The 15,514-nt window shown below is 59.0% G+C and carries 12 protein-coding genes and 2 pseudogenes; 10 read left to right on the top strand and 4 right to left on the bottom strand.

Annotation, left to right across the window (positions count from 1 at the left end; translation table 11 throughout):
* Window positions 1–922 precede the first annotated feature (922 nt).
* Entirely contained in the window at window positions 923–2,422 is a 1,500-nt protein-coding gene (gene istA, locus BG61_RS35990) for an IS21 family transposase (RefSeq protein ID WP_035924738.1), read from the top strand.
* A complete protein-coding gene (gene istB / locus BG61_RS35985) occupies window positions 2,419–3,234 on the top strand; it encodes an IS21-like element helper ATPase IstB (RefSeq protein ID WP_035924740.1) in 816 nt (271 codons plus the stop codon). Before istA ends, istB begins: the two co-directional genes overlap by 4 nt.
* 328 nt (window positions 3,235–3,562) lie before the next feature.
* Here the strand turns inward: istB and BG61_RS35980 are convergent, their stop codons facing one another.
* Window positions 3,563–4,588, bottom strand: coding sequence for an IS110 family RNA-guided transposase (locus BG61_RS35980; RefSeq protein WP_035924805.1), 1,026 nt, complete (start codon window positions 4,586–4,588; stop codon window positions 3,563–3,565).
* Window positions 4,589–5,160: 572 nt separating this feature from the next.
* On the opposite strand from BG61_RS35980, the gene BG61_RS35975 reads away from it, so the two are divergent.
* The 3 genes and pseudogenes from BG61_RS35975 to BG61_RS43480 all read left to right on the top strand — a co-directional run bounded on the left by BG61_RS35975 (window position 5,161) and on the right by BG61_RS43480 (window position 6,782).
* The gene (locus tag BG61_RS35975) at window positions 5,161–5,442 is read left to right on the top strand and encodes a hypothetical protein (RefSeq protein ID WP_035924741.1); all 282 of its coding nucleotides are present in this window, start codon (window positions 5,161–5,163) and stop codon (window positions 5,440–5,442) included.
* Between the two features lie 124 nt (window positions 5,443–5,566).
* Window positions 5,567–6,061, top strand: a pseudogene (locus tag BG61_RS35970) (helix-turn-helix domain-containing protein); the annotation flags it as partial.
* On the top strand, window positions 6,036–6,782 hold the full coding sequence (locus tag BG61_RS43480) for a hypothetical protein (protein ID WP_129572016.1): 747 nt from the start codon (window positions 6,036–6,038) through the stop codon (window positions 6,780–6,782). The pseudogene BG61_RS35970 and the gene BG61_RS43480, both read left to right, overlap by 26 nt.
* 796 nt (window positions 6,783–7,578) lie before the next feature.
* Here BG61_RS43480 and BG61_RS35965 read toward each other — a convergent pair.
* On the bottom strand, window positions 7,579–8,136 hold the full coding sequence (locus BG61_RS35965; protein WP_035924742.1) for a helix-turn-helix domain-containing protein: 558 nt from the start codon (window positions 8,134–8,136) through the stop codon (window positions 7,579–7,581).
* Between the two features lie 225 nt (window positions 8,137–8,361).
* Between BG61_RS35965 and BG61_RS35960 the strand changes: the two genes are divergently transcribed.
* The 4 genes from BG61_RS35960 (at window position 8,362) to BG61_RS35945 (ending at window position 12,077) form a co-directional block, all read left to right on the top strand.
* On the top strand, window positions 8,362–9,735 hold the full coding sequence (locus BG61_RS35960) for an LLM class flavin-dependent oxidoreductase (protein WP_035924743.1): 1,374 nt from the start codon (window positions 8,362–8,364) through the stop codon (window positions 9,733–9,735).
* Window positions 9,736–9,758: 23 nt separating this feature from the next.
* Window positions 9,759–10,280, top strand: coding sequence for a flavin reductase (locus BG61_RS35955; protein WP_306434142.1), 522 nt, complete (start codon window positions 9,759–9,761; stop codon window positions 10,278–10,280).
* 10 nt (window positions 10,281–10,290) lie between these two features.
* A complete protein-coding gene (locus BG61_RS44900) occupies window positions 10,291–10,752 on the top strand; it encodes a M20/M25/M40 family metallo-hydrolase (protein ID WP_035924744.1) in 462 nt (153 codons plus the stop codon).
* Between the two features lie 80 nt (window positions 10,753–10,832).
* Window positions 10,833–12,077: an MFS transporter gene (locus BG61_RS35945; RefSeq protein ID WP_035924746.1), complete on the top strand. Its 1,245-nt coding sequence runs from the start codon at window positions 10,833–10,835 to the stop codon at window positions 12,075–12,077.
* A gap of 114 nt (window positions 12,078–12,191) precedes the next feature.
* On the opposite strand, the gene BG61_RS35940 is transcribed toward BG61_RS35945, so the two are convergent.
* Window positions 12,192–12,710 carry a GNAT family N-acetyltransferase gene (locus BG61_RS35940; RefSeq protein ID WP_035924748.1) on the bottom strand — a complete coding sequence of 173 codons (519 nt, stop codon included), beginning with the start codon at window positions 12,708–12,710 and terminating at the stop codon, window positions 12,192–12,194.
* Between the two features lie 606 nt (window positions 12,711–13,316).
* On the opposite strand from BG61_RS35940, the gene BG61_RS35935 reads away from it, so the two are divergent.
* Window positions 13,317–14,780 (top strand): mechanosensitive ion channel domain-containing protein, encoded by a 1,464-nt coding sequence (locus tag BG61_RS35935; protein ID WP_035924750.1) that lies wholly within the window; start codon window positions 13,317–13,319, stop codon window positions 14,778–14,780.
* A 451-nt stretch (window positions 14,781–15,231) separates the two neighbouring features.
* On the opposite strand, the pseudogene BG61_RS35930 reads toward BG61_RS35935, so the two are convergent.
* Window positions 15,232–15,514, bottom strand: a pseudogene (locus BG61_RS35930) (heavy metal translocating P-type ATPase); the annotation flags it as partial.

Below are 15,514 nucleotides of genomic sequence, written 5' to 3'. Positions count from 1 at the left end.
GGATTCGTCGAACGGGGGCAAGGTCACGAGTGGCCGTTGATGCACACCACTGACTGATCAAGTCTGTACCTGAAAGGCAGGGGCCTGGTGCGTAGGCCGACATTCAATGGTCCGCGCGAAAGCGCGCCGCATTCACCTGTAAGTGCGCAACCGTCCGCGGAAGAGTTACCCGAATCAATGAATCAAAAAATGAAGCTGGAAGGCAATGAGAATTTAGAACAGAGTGCCCGAGTGTCGAATCATCCCCGCGGTGCCACCTGATACTAAAAGCAACCGCCAGATTCAGGGTTGCCGCGTGGCTCGTCGGGCAAGCAACGGCAGCGGCCACGGGATACCCCGGGACTGTGGGATAGTCTTGAGACCCCGGGCGAGGCGGCGAGGTTAGCGCCTCGGACGAACGGCTGACGGGCGACGCTGGCTCCGGGGAGCATCAAGGAGATGCTCGCGAGTTGGGTCTGAAGGCCCGCTATAGGATGGGCTGGGCTCAACTCCACCAGGATGTATCTCTCAAATCAGAGTATGCATCTTGAGAAATGCTCTCAAACCTAGGAACGTGACTCAAGAACGGATTATCCGAGGAGAAGTGATGTTACCTTCAAAGCTTCTCATCGTCTCCCATAACGGCTCACCCAGCTTCTTGACCTTCAGTTCCCGGTGTCGCCCCTGGGCTTCCGTTTGGGCGCGTGATATCCCAACGACCGCTGTTAAGGGCACAACGGCCGGTCAGTCCGGTGTCTCGCCCCCCGCGCACCGGGTACCTGTGTGGGGGGCGACAATGACTACGTCCGGTGTTGCGACATTCATCTTGGCCGGTAGTGAGGAGTCGGAGGCGGCGTAGCCGCCGGAGACGACGAACTGCCGGCGGCGCCGGATCGGCGAGGCTTAGGATGGCTGACTGAACCTAAAAAGAGGCGGTCAGCCCATGTCTGGAAGCCGCATCACCGACCAGCAGGTCCGCCTCTACATGAACCATCGCAAACACCATCCACAGAAGCTCGCTGCGGCGAAGTCAGGCATGAGCGAGCGCACGGCGCGGCGTGTCGAACACGAAGCCGGACTACCGTCACAGCAGCCGCGGCGCTACTGGCGCTCGCGCCCAGATCCGTTCGACGATGTCTGGGAGAGCGAAGTGGTCCCATTGCTACGCGCTGCGCCAAAGCTCAAGGCGATCACTCTGCTGCGTAAATTGCAGGAGGACCATCCTGAGCGCTTTCCGGACAGCATGCGGCGCACGTTTGAGCGACATGTCAGCCAGTGGCGCGCGCTCGAAGGGCCGAACCAGGAAGTGTTCTTCCCTCAAACATATCAGCCCGGCGCACGAGGCCTGTCGGACTTCACGCACATGGGCAAGCTGTGTGTAACGATTGGCGGGATCCCGTTCAACCACCTGCTGTATCACTTCGTGCTGGCGTTCTCGCGCTGGGAGTACGCCAGCGTGGTCGATGGCGGGGAGAGCTTCCAGGCGCTCGCGACGGGATTGCAGAACGCGCTGTGGCAGGCTGGCGGCTGCCCACGCGAACATCGCTCCGACAGCCTGTCGGCGGCCTTCAGGAACCTGCAGGAAGAGGAAGACTTCACAGTTCGCTATGCGGCTCTACTCGAGCACTACGGGATGGAAGGCACGCGCAACAACCGTGGCATGGGTCATGAGAATGGCAGCGTCGAGTCCTCGCATCGCTATCTGAAGGATCAGGTCGATCAGGCCCTGGAGTTGCGAGGTCATCGCGACTTCGCGGACCGCGCCGCGTACGACGAGTTCGTGCGCGGAGTGGTAATGCGCCGCAACCGGCGCAATTCAGCAGCGTTCCAGATCGAACGCGAACACCTGCTGGACCTGCCTGAGCACCGTACCACCGACTTCGTTGAGGAAGAGGCGCGCGTGACCCGCTGCGGCACGTTCACCGTGCGTTGCGTCCTGTACAGCGCGCCGTCGCGGCTGATCGGTCATCGCCTGAAGGTACGCCTCTACAGTGACCGGCTCGATTGCTATCTGTCTGGCGCGCTCGTGCACAGCACAGCGAGAGCCACGCACACGAGCAAACGGCGTGGTCGCGGCATCGACTACCGGCACTTCATCGAATCACTCAAACGCAAGCCGCAGGCCTTCAGGGGCCTTGCGTTCCGTGACGATCTGTTTCCGCGTGAAGCCTACCGGCGGACCTGGGAGCGGCTCGAGGTAGCACTGACGCCGCGCAGCGCATGCAAGACCATGGTGGGGCTGCTCGAACTAGCAGGAAACCACGGCGTCGAGGCGCAACTGGCGCAGAGGCTCGATGCATTGCTCGAACTCGGTGAACTGCCCGACCTGAAGGCGCTGTTCGATGAGTTCGCGCCGCGCCAGGCCGAGTGTCCGGTGGTTGTCGTCGACATGCCGTCCGCCGCGCTCTATGACACGTTGCTCGATGAGGAGGTGCTCGCATGAACGCCGCCTACGATGCAGGCCGTATCGCGCTGATGCTCAACGAATTGCGCCTGCCAACCATCGGCCGGTTGTGGCCGGACTTCGCCGAACGCTCAGACAAGGAAAGCTGGCAGGCCTCCCGGTTACTCGGTGCATTGCTCGAACATGAACTCGCCGAGCGGGCCAAACGCAGAATCGAGCGTCATCGCACCGAGTCGCATCTGGATCCGACCAAGACGTTCGCCACCTTCGACTTCGGCGTTGTGCCCATGGTCTCGAAGGCGCATGTGATGGCGCTGGCCACCGGCGATTCGTGGCTTGAGAAAGGCGCCACGATTCTCCTGTTCGGGCCGCCTGGCGGCGGGAAAAGCCATCTTGGAAGCGCAATCGGACATGCCCTGATCGATGCCGGCTATCGTGTGTTGTTCACCCGGACCGGCGAAATTGTGCAGAAGCTCCAGGTTGCGCGTCAGAGTTTGCAACTGCCGTCGGCACTCGCCAAACTCGATCGGTTCGACCTGATCATCCTGGACGATCTGTCGTATGTGAGGAAGGACCAGGCCGAAACCAGCGTGCTGTTCGAACTGATCGCCGAAAGATACGAGCGGAAAAGTCTTCTGATAACCGCCAACCAGCCATTCTCCGGCTGGAATGACGTCTTCCCTGACCCCGGCATGACGGTGGCCGCCATCGACCGGCTCGTCCATCACTCGACGATCTTCGAGCTGAATGTCGAAAGCTATCGGCGCCGCACAGCCAGCGACAAACAGAAAGAGCGCCGCCGTCAATTACCCACTGACAACCCGAACGGAGCGACAACCATGCCCTCCTGACGCAGCGACAATCACCTCGACCGACCGGCCAAGATGTTTGTCGGTAAACCGGACGTCCTGCTTGACGCTTATATGAACGCCGCCCGGCTTGCAAGGTAATATCGCTGTGAAGCTCGATGAGGGTTTGGCTGCAGGCTTATATGCGGCGTCTGCAGCCAACGCTGCGCGCCCTGATGGAATGCGCCAAGAACGGCCTCTACTATCCAGCGCGCTCGAAGCGCACAGCGTCAATCAGGCTTATGTTCTTGCGGTCCAACCTATCTCGCCATCACGTCGTTATGTACCTTCGCAACCGTCCAGCCTGCTTGCGACTCGGTGTTTTGCTACGCTAGGCAGCCTGTCGCATGGCCGCGTAGTCATGTTGATACGTTTGATCGTGAGCGAGCAATGCCCACGCAGTTCGTGCCATTTTGTTTGCCAGCGCTACTGTCGCCACATTTACGGGCCGCCTCAGCAATATTTGATCGCACCAGGGTCCCTTGTTCTTGCTTTTAAACAAAACGGCGCGTGCCCCGTGAATCAACAGCATCCGTATATAGTTGTCGCCTCGCTTACTTATGCCGCCCAACCGGACCTTGCCACCGGTACCGGTCTGCCTTGGAACGAGTCCGAGGTATGCTGCCAGTTCACGCCCTGATTTGAAAGCAGCAGGATTGCCGATTGTCGCGACCAGGGCGGTGGCCGTCAAAGGGCCGATACCGGGAATGCCCGCTATTTTTTTGCATGCCGACTCTTGTCTTTGCCAGGTAGCCAACTGCTTCTCCAGTTTTTTGATATCGCCGTCGATTCGATCGATGAGTTGGAGCTGGTCACGTAAAGCGTCGAACAGTGTGCCCGGAACTACCTGTTCAACCTCGTGAAGACGCTCGCGGACATCCGCCAGGCCAGCGACGCGACCCGCAGTAAGCACTACGCCAAATTCGTACAGCAGACCGCGTAACTGATTGACTTGCATGGTGCGAGACTTGACCAGCAGTGAGCGTAGACGATGCAACGCTAGGGTTGCCTGCTGATCCGCCGTCTTCGGTGCCACAAAGCGCATGCCTGGTTGTTGTGCGGCGATGCATATCGCTCGAGCATCCGCCGCGTCAGTCTTATTGTTTTGAACGAATGGGCGAATGAATTTGGCATGCAGCAGAATGACTTCATGACCCAGCGCTGCTATCTTGCGGGCCCACCAGTGAGCACTTCCGCAAGCCTCAAGGGCTACCCGTCCCGCGACCCGCTGGCCGAGAAACTCGATGAGCTGTTGTCTGCTAAAACGCCGGTTCATGATCTCGCCGGTTTCCGGTTCCACCCAATACATCTGGAAAACCCGCTTCGCGATGTCCAGCCCGTAGGTCGTCGTATCCATGATGGTTTCTCGCCCCTCAAGTGTTGGCAACAACGACACTGTGGCACAGCGGCACGGGTCAATTCTGAAAGTGCTCCAGTCATCGCACTCCATCGCCGAGCCACTGTGTCCCCGGAGGGAGGGCGGCGTTCATTCCAGCTATCCACCTGTGCGAAGCCGACCTTCGAACATCCCCAGTGGGTGTGTGCATTGGGTACAACTGACCTACCCCCGGTTTTAGTCCGAACTGCAGTTAGAGTCCGAGGTTAAATGCCGCCCGTCGTTTGAGCGGGTCAATTGCCCGATGGGACGAATCGTCGACCCGATCGCTTACGACGCGATGGGATGCTCGTGACCGCTATGATTGACGGGCCACGAGCGCATTGATGTTTTCGCCTTGATTAGACCTCCGGGAACGTAACCTCCAATGCGAGGTTGTTGCTATCACCTGCCCGCACGGACGGCGAATTTCGAAGGAAGTTGATTCGGGCCGTGCTGCGCAACAGATTCGGGGCGTGCTGATCGAGGTCTCTTGGCAGACGGTCAGACGATCACCGTTTGAAATAGAGCTGTGACGCTACGGCGGCTCAATTATGGCTAGCGTCGAACACCAGACTTATGCGTACGACGGCCTGCGCCGTCTCACTTCGGTGACGGCGCAGGCGGGTAACGCGATCGCTGCCATCGTGCGCAGCAAGAACTTCTCATACGATCTGGAGGGAAACGTACACACCATCGACTCTCTTGTACTGACGCTTGTGTGCGCAGGTGCAAAAACGCGCCCCGTAAGGTTGACCAGTATTACCGATGGCATCACGGCGCAGGCCGTAACCCAATGGGTGGGGGGCGCTTCGCTCTTGGGCAAGCTTACATAAATCGATAATTAGCGGTGTTTTTGGTTGTAGTAGATTTATTGAAATGTCGTGTTTCCACTAAATACAGATGTCGTGTTCCGGGGCTGCGGGATGATCGCCGGAATCCCATCAGGGAGCACCGGCAATGAATGCGACTGGGACGATCACGATGACGATGCGCGAGGTTGACCGGTTCAAGGTCATCCAGGCGGTAAGCGAAGCACGGCTCAAACCTGGCCAGGCGGCCGAACGGCTGGGACTGGGCGTGCGTCAGGTCGAACGGCTGGTGGCGCGCTACGATGCGGCCGGCGTGGCGGGCCTCGTGTCGGGCAAGCGTGGGCGCGTGGGCAACCACCAGTTTCCTGCCGGCAAGGCGCAACGGGCGCTCGCGCTGATCCGCGAGCGCTACGGGGATTTTGGGCCGACCTTGACGTGCGAGAAGCTGCACGAGTGTCACGGCATCAGTCTGGCAGTTGAGACGGTGCGCACGCTGATGACGGCCGCCGGCCTGTGGGTGCCGCGCAAGGATCGTCCACCGCGGGTGCACCAGCCGCGCAACCGGCGTGCGTGCCTGGGCGAGCTGATCCAGTTCGACGGCAGCGATCATCGCTGGTTTGAGGCGCGAGCACCGGCCTGTACGCAGGGACCTTGCGGCAGCGATCGAAGCAGCTCTTGCGTGGCCGGAGCTGTTCCGCGCGCGCATCAGCCACGCGATCGAGCACAACGGCTGGGCTGAGCAGGACTTCGCGGCCCCGTGGAATGACTTTCGGCGGCAAGTCTTCGGGCGCACAAAAAATAGGGTCACCCACGCCTACTGGAACATTCCGGTTGGTACTTACTGGAACGATGAAGGCCTCTTCCAACTCCATGTCCGTCTGGATGCTGATACATGGATCTACCGCTTCGCGAGCGCCGAACAACGGGAATTTCTGAAAACCAACTACGCCGATCGACATGCAAAGGAGCAAGCCGGTTCCAACAAGCTGCGATCGGTGCCGACAGCGCGTGCCGACAGCGCGATACCGGGTCATCAACCAGTCAGCGAGCCACCACACCCGCACGGTCCAGTTCGAAATCGGAACCGACGCTCTCCTGGAGGCTTTTCTTCGCTCGCCGGACGGAGATCGTGCCTCCTCCCCTACTTCGGCGGCACGCCGATCTTCGGCGCGCATCGTTTGCCAACGCCTATGCTCTGTAATGAACGGGAGAAGATCATGATTCGGCTATTCGGCATATTGGCTCTAGTCGCCGGCGTCACGGGCTGTGTCGCCGCGCAGCAGCCGTACGAAGGCTACGGCGGCCCGGGCTACCCACCGCGCATCAGTATTGGTATCGGCATTGGCGGCGGCTTTAACTGGTGAAAATGGCGGACGCTGACGGCAGAAGTGCGGGAAGGCAACTGTGCGCAGAAACCGCACCGTTGATAACCCGACTTATCTCGGTTGCGGTTTCTGCGACCAGCTAAAGATCCGGGTTCTCCCGTAGCCAGATTCGAAAGCGACTCATTTCGTAGGAGATGGACCCGTTTTCGTGGGGTCGCCTGCATGCTTCGCTTGATTCTTCGGGTGATTCAAAATGTCGGTAATGAACTTCCGATGCTTCTTGTCGGAGTCGGTCTCCGTTTTCCCTCTGTAGTCGTCGGCAACGAAATCAACAGCGCTTGCTAGGCCTTTCTGTCGCGAGAGCGTGCCCAGAATTTCTTCGGCAGTTCCTGCCAACGTGAGCGAGGAAACGTAATCGCGATCGGGAAACAGCGGACGCCGTCTGTCTCTCACGCGTTAAATGGCCACGGTGAAACAGTTCGAGCAGATCTCCAGAAAGTGCAGGACAACGCCTGCCGGTTGGCGTCGCTTGATGGGCGTACCTGTCGCAACGGCAAAGTCATTGAAGAAGGCGTCTGTGCGTGTGCCGACGGTACCACCATATGTTCCTGAATTAATCGCGACGATAAGCCTGTCGAATCGCTTTCTGAGTGGACTAGTGACGCTTCCATAGGCCATCTTCACTCCAAAGCTGAGACTGGTTCTTATCTAACTTCAGAGCTTGATAAATTTTTTTGGCAGTCCGTCCAGAGTGACGCCTCCGTCCCATTCGCGTGTGACCGGCGCACCGCATGTGCCTTTCGTGCGCGCACTTCGAAGTCAGCAAGAATCCGAACTACCGCTTCACCAGACCGAGCACGTAGATACAAGCATCATCAGTCGGATTGACGAATGTGCACTGAACGGGCGGCCCGAGTTGTAAGCAGTCTCCAGAATTGAGCGTGTGCGTGACTTCGCCTTCCTCGAAAACCAGCGTTCCCGATGTCACCCAGATTTGCTGATGCTGGAAGGTGAACGCGGACGGAGGGTACGACACTCTCACGCGCGCCGGCAAGTTGACTTCGACCAACTCGAGTACCGAACCATTTAGCGGCGAAAGCACGCGCCGCGTATAGCCCGTCTCTGGGTCTTTCCAAACAGGCTGTGCCTCCGCCCGACTAATCCGCAGTCCAGCTTGCTCTGCCAGTGCGAGCAACGTCGACAGTTGCAGCCCGAAGGCGCCAGAAAGCCGCCCGAGCACCGTCGCAGTCGGACTGGCTTCGCCTCGCTCAATCTTGCTGATCATCGCTTTGGATACGCCTGACCGCTCTGCGAGTTCAGAGAGCGACCAGTTTCGCCGTTCACGCTCGATTTTGATGCGCGTAGCGATGGCGTCAGTCGGGTCACTCGTCACTCCAAAGTCCTCATCGTCAGGTGTGTATCAGAGCAACGCATTATAAGCGCGGACAACCCGGACACACTCGCGCGAGCCGCTATCGCGCCCCGATTAATAAGGGTAAACCCTTGATCAGAATTAATTTGACAGTAGTCGAACGTCCACTATAGTAAACGCAACGACCAAGATTTGCATCGCGTGGGACTCGCAGTGCTACGCACTCACCGAATATAGGACACGACCATGCCGCAAGAAATCCGCCTCAACGCGTTCGACATGAACTGTGTGGGCCACATCCAACAAGGTCTTTGGACCCACCCGCGTGACCAGTCTGGGCGGTATACGGAGCTTCAGTACTGGATGGACTATGCACAAAAACTTGAAACGGGTCTCTTCGATGGCCTGTTCCTGGCGGACGTCGTTGGCGTATACGACGTCTACGGCGGCAACGCCGACGCGGCGCTTCGCGGCGCTGTGCAGGTGCCGGCGAACGACCCTCTGATGATTGTTCCTGCAATGGCGGCCGTCACGAAGCACCTAGGCTTCGGTGTCACGTGCAACCTCACGTACGAGCAGCCGTTCCTGTTTGCGCGTCGTATGTCGACGCTGGACCATCTGACCGGTGGCCGCATCGGCTGGAACATTGTCACGGGATATCTGGACAGCGCGGCACGGGCAATCGGCATCGACCATCAGCTCGCTCACGACGACCGCTACGACCTCGCGGACGAATACATGTCGCTCGTCTACAAGCTGTGGGAAGGAAGCTGGGCTGACGACGCAGTGCTGAACGACCGCGAGAAAGGCGTGTATGCCTCTCCGTCCCGCGTTCGGACCATCCAGCACACAGGTGCGCAATACAGAGTCAATGCGATGCACCTCTGCTCACCTTCGCCTCAGCGCACGCCTGTCCTGTATCAGGCGGGTTCGTCGACGCGCGGCAGGCAGTTCGCCGCGACACATGCCGAGTGCGTGTTCGTGAATGGGCAGAAAAAGGAGGGCATCAAGGAAATCGTCGCCGACATCCGGCAGAAGGCCGTTCAGTATGGGCGTGGTGCCGACGACGTGAATGTTTTCATGGGTGCATCGCTCGTGCTTGGTCGCACCGACGAGGAGGCGCGTGAAAAGCTAGAAGACTACCGACGCTACGTGAGCTCGGAGGCTGCGCTTGCCCATGCTGCCGCCTCGATGGGTATCGATTTCTCACGTTATGACATTGACGAACCCATCGACACGCAAAAAAGCCAGGCCATCGTGTCGAACGTTGAAGCGATGACGCGAACCGCAGGTCCGCAATGGACCCGCCGGAAGCTGCTTGAACAGATGGTTCTTGGTAGCCGCCAGACGCCATGGGTGGGTTCGGCGGAGAGCATTGCGGACCTGATGATGGCGTGGGTGGATGAAACCGGTATCGGCGGCTTCAATCTGTCGCGCACGGTGGCGCCTGAATGCTTCGATGACGTCGTCGACCTCTTGATTCCGATTCTGCAGGAGCGAGGCGCATACAAGACGGCTTATCGCGACGGAACCTTCCGAGAAAAGCTCTTCGGCCACGCACGGCTGCCTCAGTCGCATCCCGCAGCAGAGTTCCGCGGTGGCTTTGAACAGAACGCTTGATATCAAAACACTCATTCGATTTGATGAAAGTCATGATTAACAAGGCAACTTTCCGAGAAGCAATGTCGGGCCTGGGGGCATCCGTCAACGTGATTACCTCCGATGGCGCTGCGGGCAAGGCGGGCTGCACCGCCTCGGCGGTGTGTGCGGTTACGGACGACCCGCCCACGCTGCTTGTATGTATCAATCGGTCGAGTCGTAACAACGCCATCATCCGAGAGAACGGAGTGCTGTGCGTCAACGTTCTGTCGGCTGACCAGCAACACGTTGCCGCGCGCTTTGCGACCAAAGACCTAAGCATGGACGAGCGCTATGCGTGCGGCGAGTGGAACACTCTCGAAAGCGGCGCCCCGGTTCTGGCGGACGCAATCAGCGCGCTGGGTTGCGCGGTTCATTCCACTACCGAGGTTGGCACCCACACGGTCTTCTTCTGCACTATCGAAGCGACGCGGACGCGAAGCGAAGCCGACGCGCTCATCTACTACGCGCGCAACTTCCATCGCGTCGGCAACGCGGCCGCGAGTCTCGCGACCGTCACGCCTTGATTGCGGGACTATGCGTCTCGCTATAAAGGTCGAATGCACGCTTGCGGGCATGATGGACACACCGATTCGCACCTTGTCTTCGCGCTTGCTGAGCGAAGTCAAGGACGGGGTGGACCGTCTTTGCCAAGGTGCCGCTCAATCGTATTACGTGCGGATAGAGACCGAGTTCCTTCAATACTACCCGGAGACCATCAACACGAAGGCCGAGACCGAGTTCTGCGAGGCTGTGCTGCGCTCAACATTCGGTGACGCACGCGTTCATGCCGATTTCGAGCCAAACATGACCTCGGAGGATTTTGGCTTCATGTTGGAGGCCCGACCGGGGACGTATGTTCTGGCTGGCGGAGGCGGAGAAGCGGGCCTACACAATCCAGGCTACGACTTCAATGATGAACTCATCCCGCAGGTGTTCGGTACTGGGCCGCGCTGGCACTCGCCTGCTTTCAGCGACCGGCCAAGCCGTTTTGACTAGCCCGTCAGCTCGCTGATTTAGTCGCTTTACAAAACGATGGCGGGAGCGTTCGCCATCGACGACAAACAGGAGGTGCTCCTTTGGCAAAAGCAGAAAGTACGGGCGTCCGGCAAATCCTCGCCGAGCGTGTCAGCCCCGTAACGGTAATTTCCCTCGCGCAATTGTTCGGAACGTCCTTGTGGTTCAGTGCAAACGGCGCCGCGGCTGAAATAACGCGCGCGTGGCATGCCACTGCGGCGGATATTGGGTGGCTAACCAGTGCGGTGCAGGCCGGCTTCATCCTCGGCACGCTGGTCATGTCAGTGAGCGGCATCGCTGACAAGTTCCGCGCGAGTTCCATATTCGTGTTGAGCGCTCTGCTCGGAGCTGTCTTCAACGCGATGTTCGCGTTGTTTGCAACTGAAATTGTCTCTGGAGCGATATGTCGGTTCCTCGTCGGAATATGCCTGGCCGGCATCTATCCGATGGGAATGAAGTTGGTCGTCAGCTGGGTGCCGGAGAAAACCGGCCCGGCGCTGGCACAACTGGTGGCGATGCTGACTGTCGGCTCGGGGCTGCCACACGCTCTGAAGGTGGTGGGCTCGGATTTGCCGTGGCAACTCATCATCATTGCGTCGTCAGTCTTGGCAGTGCTCGCCGGCATCCTGATCTTTTTACTGGGCGATGGGCCCCACATGCCGAAGGCGTCCCGTCGGACGAAGGAAACTCCTGCTGGATCGGCGTCGCTCAGTGTCCTGGACGCTATCAAGCGCCCCGATTTCCGGGGCGCGGCGTTCGGCTATTTCGGCCACATGTGGGAACTCTACGCGTTCTGGACGCTGGTTCCTCTATACGTTTCTCGCTCTTCTCTGGCGGATAGCATTCACGCTGGAGGCGTAGCCGGACTTTCGTTTTTTATCTTCGCTGCGGGCGCGGTGGGCTGTATCGCAGGAGGCATCCTTTCCCGAAAAATTGGCGGGGCCCGCGTCGCCGCAGGTGCGCTTGCGACTTCAGGTCTGTGCTGTGTGTTGTTCGCTCTGATGTGGCGCGATGCAGGCGCCGGGCCAATCCTTGTTTTGCTTCTGGTCTGGGGTGCCACGGTGGTCGCGGACTCCCCACAGTTCTCGGCTCTCTCAGCCAAGGCGTGTCCGCCGCAGCTCGTAGGAAGCGCTCTGGCAATCCAGAACTCCATTGGCTTCGCAATAACGGTCGTTTCGATTTCAGCAGCTACGACGCTGTTCGAGACGGTCGGCCTCGATTCGGCCTGGTTGCTTGTGCTCGGTCCAATCGCCGGTTTGGCTGGGTTTGCACCCGTTCTCTTGAGGAATGCAAGAGTCCAAAGATGAGCAGTTCACCTGCGGCTGGCATCGTCATGGGGTGGAAGAAAGTTGGGGTCTGGCTGATGCGACCCGCGCACTGGTGAGGTCCGCACGTCGAGCATCGAGCCAGCCGACAAAAGCTCAGAAATTGCCGGGTTTTTCGCGGTCGTCCAGAATCAGCTGTAAGAAGGTGAGGTCAAGCCATTCGCCGAACTTCATGCCGACTTGCGGCAGCTGACCCACATGCTCGAAGCCGAGCTTCTCATGCAACCGAATGGAACCCTTGTTGCCCGACTCGATGGCGGCGACCATGACGTGCTTGCCAATGCCACTTGCCTCCTTAATCAACGCGAGCATCAGCGCCTCTCCAATGCCCTTGCCGCGATGACCGGAATGCACGTAGACCGAGTGCTCCACCGTATGTCGATAGCCGTCAAAAGCCCGCCAGTCTCCGAACGACGCATACCCCAGGACTTCGTCGGCATCATCGACTGATACCAAGACCGGATAACCCTGCCTGTGGCGGTCCGTCAACCATTGATTGCGGTTTGCTACGTCGACAAGCTTGTCGTTCCAGATTGCCGTCGTGTTTTGCACAGCATCGTTATAAATCGAGGTGATGGCTGGAATGTCATCCAAGCCTGCATCGCGAATAAACATCGTACCGCCTCGTATTTCATAGTTGACCAATGTCCACTATAGTAGCCAAAACAAAAATCACTGGACAGCCCTGCAATTGAAGGTCTGTCAAAAACATCGCCGGTTTGCTGCGATGGGTTCGTCGTTTTTGGACCAAGGGTTTCGAGACGGCGCGGGACATGGCAAGTGCAGCGGCCGAGCAGCAGCAAGAGAGGCATCCGAGGTTATCGACAAAGCTGGCAATCGAGTCTACGGTCGATAACAACTTTCACTGCTGGAAAAGCCCGGGATTCGGGGCTACTGAAGCAACGACTTGGTCACTCCCCAGGGACACGCGGGCAATCCGGAGGTCGGCCCATTCCCCCGTGTTCGAACGGTTAGCGCCGCAGGACGACTTCGCGGACAGGCGCGAGTCCCGAGGCTGTCCTGAAGCAGGTTGAGTGACGCAGTAGAATGCGTCGATAAGCCTTGAAGTTGGCCATACGCCAATAGTATGAAGTCGTTGTGTTCGGCGCTTTCGGTGTTGAAGACTGTTCCGTCTTACATGCGCAAATGCCGGCGAGCTCGCATCCTGAACATCAACATCGATGGGCGGCTTTGCCACCATCGGGGCATAGGGGAGCGCCTGTGAAATATCCGCTGATTTTGGGATTTGGCATCGTCGCTCTCGACGTCGCGGTGTGGCGCTTGCGGATTCCCCCGAATGAACTCGTCCGGCTCGCCATACGGCTAGCACTCTTTTCCGCACTGAACTGGGTGCTTTTCTCCTCCGGCCTGAGTCCCTTCACGCAAGCGCCCCCCGAGAGCGCGGCCGAGCTGCACTGGTTGGGACAGGTGCTCGAAATAATCTGGTGGCTGATGGGTGCGCGGCTGCTCACTCTGTCGCTCGACACGCTGCTGCTGCCAAAAGCCTGGCGAAGGCAGCGACTATTCTCGGACGTGTTTGGCGCCGTGGTTTTTCTGGCCGCAGTCGTGGCGGCACTGGGTTTCGTGCTCGAACTGCCGGTGCGTGGCCTCGTCGCTACATCGGGTGCGCTGGCTATCGTGCTGGGTCTCGCTATCCAGAGCACACTCAGCGACGTGTTCGCGGGCATCGTGCTCAATACCACGGAGCCCTACTCTGTCGGTGACTGGGTAGTGATTGATGACGTCGAAGGCAAGGTGGTCGAAATGAACTGGCGCGCCACCCATTTGCTGACCGGCGAGGGGAATACGCTTATTGTGCCAAACGCGGTCGCGTCGAAGGCAAAAATCTCCAACAACAGCAGGCCAGCAAATGTTCACGGCCTCTCGCTCGTCCTTGAAATAGACCCGGAAGCGCGGCCGAAGACGGTGCTCGATGCATTAGGCCGTGCGCTCACTGGCTGCAACGTCATTCTTGACACACCTGCTCCTTTTGCCCGCATGAAGCGGACTACGCTGAACTCGGTGCAATATGAGGTCGTAGCCTTTGTCGACGACATGAACAAGAAACTTGCCGTATCCAACGAGTTGTTCGACCTCTGCTACCGGCATCTTGCAGCCTCAGACGTGACACTGCGTGCGCTTGGCGTTGCCGGGCCAGCTACTACCGCGCCTGACGCAAAAGAAGCGCTGCTGAAGCGCGTGACTCTATTCGAGAGCCTGACAGCGGATGAAGTGACACGGCTCGCGAAGCGCCTTTCCCGACATGAGTATCAGGCAGACCAGCAGGTTTTGGCACCTGACACGGTGCCGGACAGTCTTTCCATCGTGCACTCCGGGGTGCTTTCCGTGAGGCTCAGCGAATTGGCAGGCGACCGGGAAATTGCCCGAATCGGCCCCGGTGAAGCATTTGGGGAGGCGGGACTGCTCGCGGGACTAGCGATGCACGTGTCCATTGCGACACTCACGCCCTCGGTGCTGTATCAGCTGGGCAAAGACGACATGACGTCGTTTTTGAAGGACCATCCCGAAGTTGCGAAGCAGATGTGTCAGCTACTGGCCTACCGTCAGGATAGGCTCGGCAAACTGACGACTGCGATTCCCTCCGTGCAGGAAAAAGGCCAATCGGTGTTTCAGTGGCTGTTCGAGAAGGTTCGGCATCTGCACTCGCTGCATAACGGTTCCTGAACGTGACGTTCAGATACAAGATGCTGCGGCAGGTGTTGGACCACAGCCGACATACTCTCGAATCGCCGCCGTGCTGCGTGTGGGTTTTTCATTCCGGCGAGCGGAGACCAGAAGCGGCTCCTTGAGACTACTCGCTCTCGCTGCACTCAGCTGCGCAAACTGACTACTTCGCCAAACGTCGGTCGGTCCACTGCGTCAGTCGGCTTCCGCATACTTCATCGGCCGGACGAAGTCGGCGTTCGATGATGTCAACAGCCAACGCTCTAGCCCCTGCTGAGCGAGCCTTCGCTTCCGCGCAGGACAGAAGCGTCGTACCCAGGCCGAGTCGGGCTACACCCTTTACAAGCGCAGTTGGCACCCATTGGGGCCACCACGGCCGCCAAGCATTCGTCCCGCTCCTCCTATCGCCATCTCAGCTTGATTCAACTCATCATGAACGCGGTCCGTGTGGTCACTTGCGCAGCAGACGAAGGCCGTTACCGACCACCAGTAGACTCGCTCCAACGTCAGCAAACACAGCCATCCACATGGTCCCGTAGCCCGCGAGCGTCAACGCCAGGAAGACCGCCTTGATGCCAAGCGCCAGCGTGATGTTCTGCACGAGAATGGAATGCGTAGCCTTCGACAAGCGGATAAAGGCGGGAATTTTCCTCAGGTCGTCGTCCATCAGCGCGACGTCGGCTGTCTCGATTGCAGTGTCAGTGCCCATTGCTCCCATCGCAAAGCCGATATCC

Origin of the sequence: Caballeronia glathei, assembly GCF_000698595.1 — a bacterium.
In the GTDB taxonomy this organism is placed as follows: Bacteria; Pseudomonadota; Gammaproteobacteria; order Burkholderiales; family Burkholderiaceae; genus Caballeronia; species Caballeronia glathei.
The sequence above is the reverse complement of the archived record's forward strand: the minus strand, read 5'-3'. Positions and strand labels throughout refer to the sequence as shown.

Coding starts and splice junctions, on each gene's coding strand:
- istA (WP_035924738.1), top strand. CDS start 923: ATGTCTGGAAGCCGCATCACCGACCAGCAGGTCCGCCTCTACATGAAC.
- istB (WP_035924740.1), top strand. CDS start 2,419: ATGAACGCCGCCTACGATGCAGGCCGTATCGCGCTGATGCTCAACGAA.
- BG61_RS35980 (WP_035924805.1), bottom strand. CDS start 4,588: ATGGATACGACGACCTACGGGCTGGACATCGCGAAGCGGGTTTTCCAG.
- BG61_RS35975 (WP_035924741.1), top strand. CDS start 5,161: ATGGCTAGCGTCGAACACCAGACTTATGCGTACGACGGCCTGCGCCGT.
- BG61_RS35960 (WP_035924743.1), top strand. CDS start 8,362: ATGCCGCAAGAAATCCGCCTCAACGCGTTCGACATGAACTGTGTGGGC.
- BG61_RS35955 (WP_306434142.1), top strand. CDS start 9,759: ATGAAAGTCATGATTAACAAGGCAACTTTCCGAGAAGCAATGTCGGGC.
- BG61_RS44900 (WP_035924744.1), top strand. CDS start 10,291: ATGCGTCTCGCTATAAAGGTCGAATGCACGCTTGCGGGCATGATGGAC.
- BG61_RS35940 (WP_035924748.1), bottom strand. CDS start 12,710: ATGTTTATTCGCGATGCAGGCTTGGATGACATTCCAGCCATCACCTCG.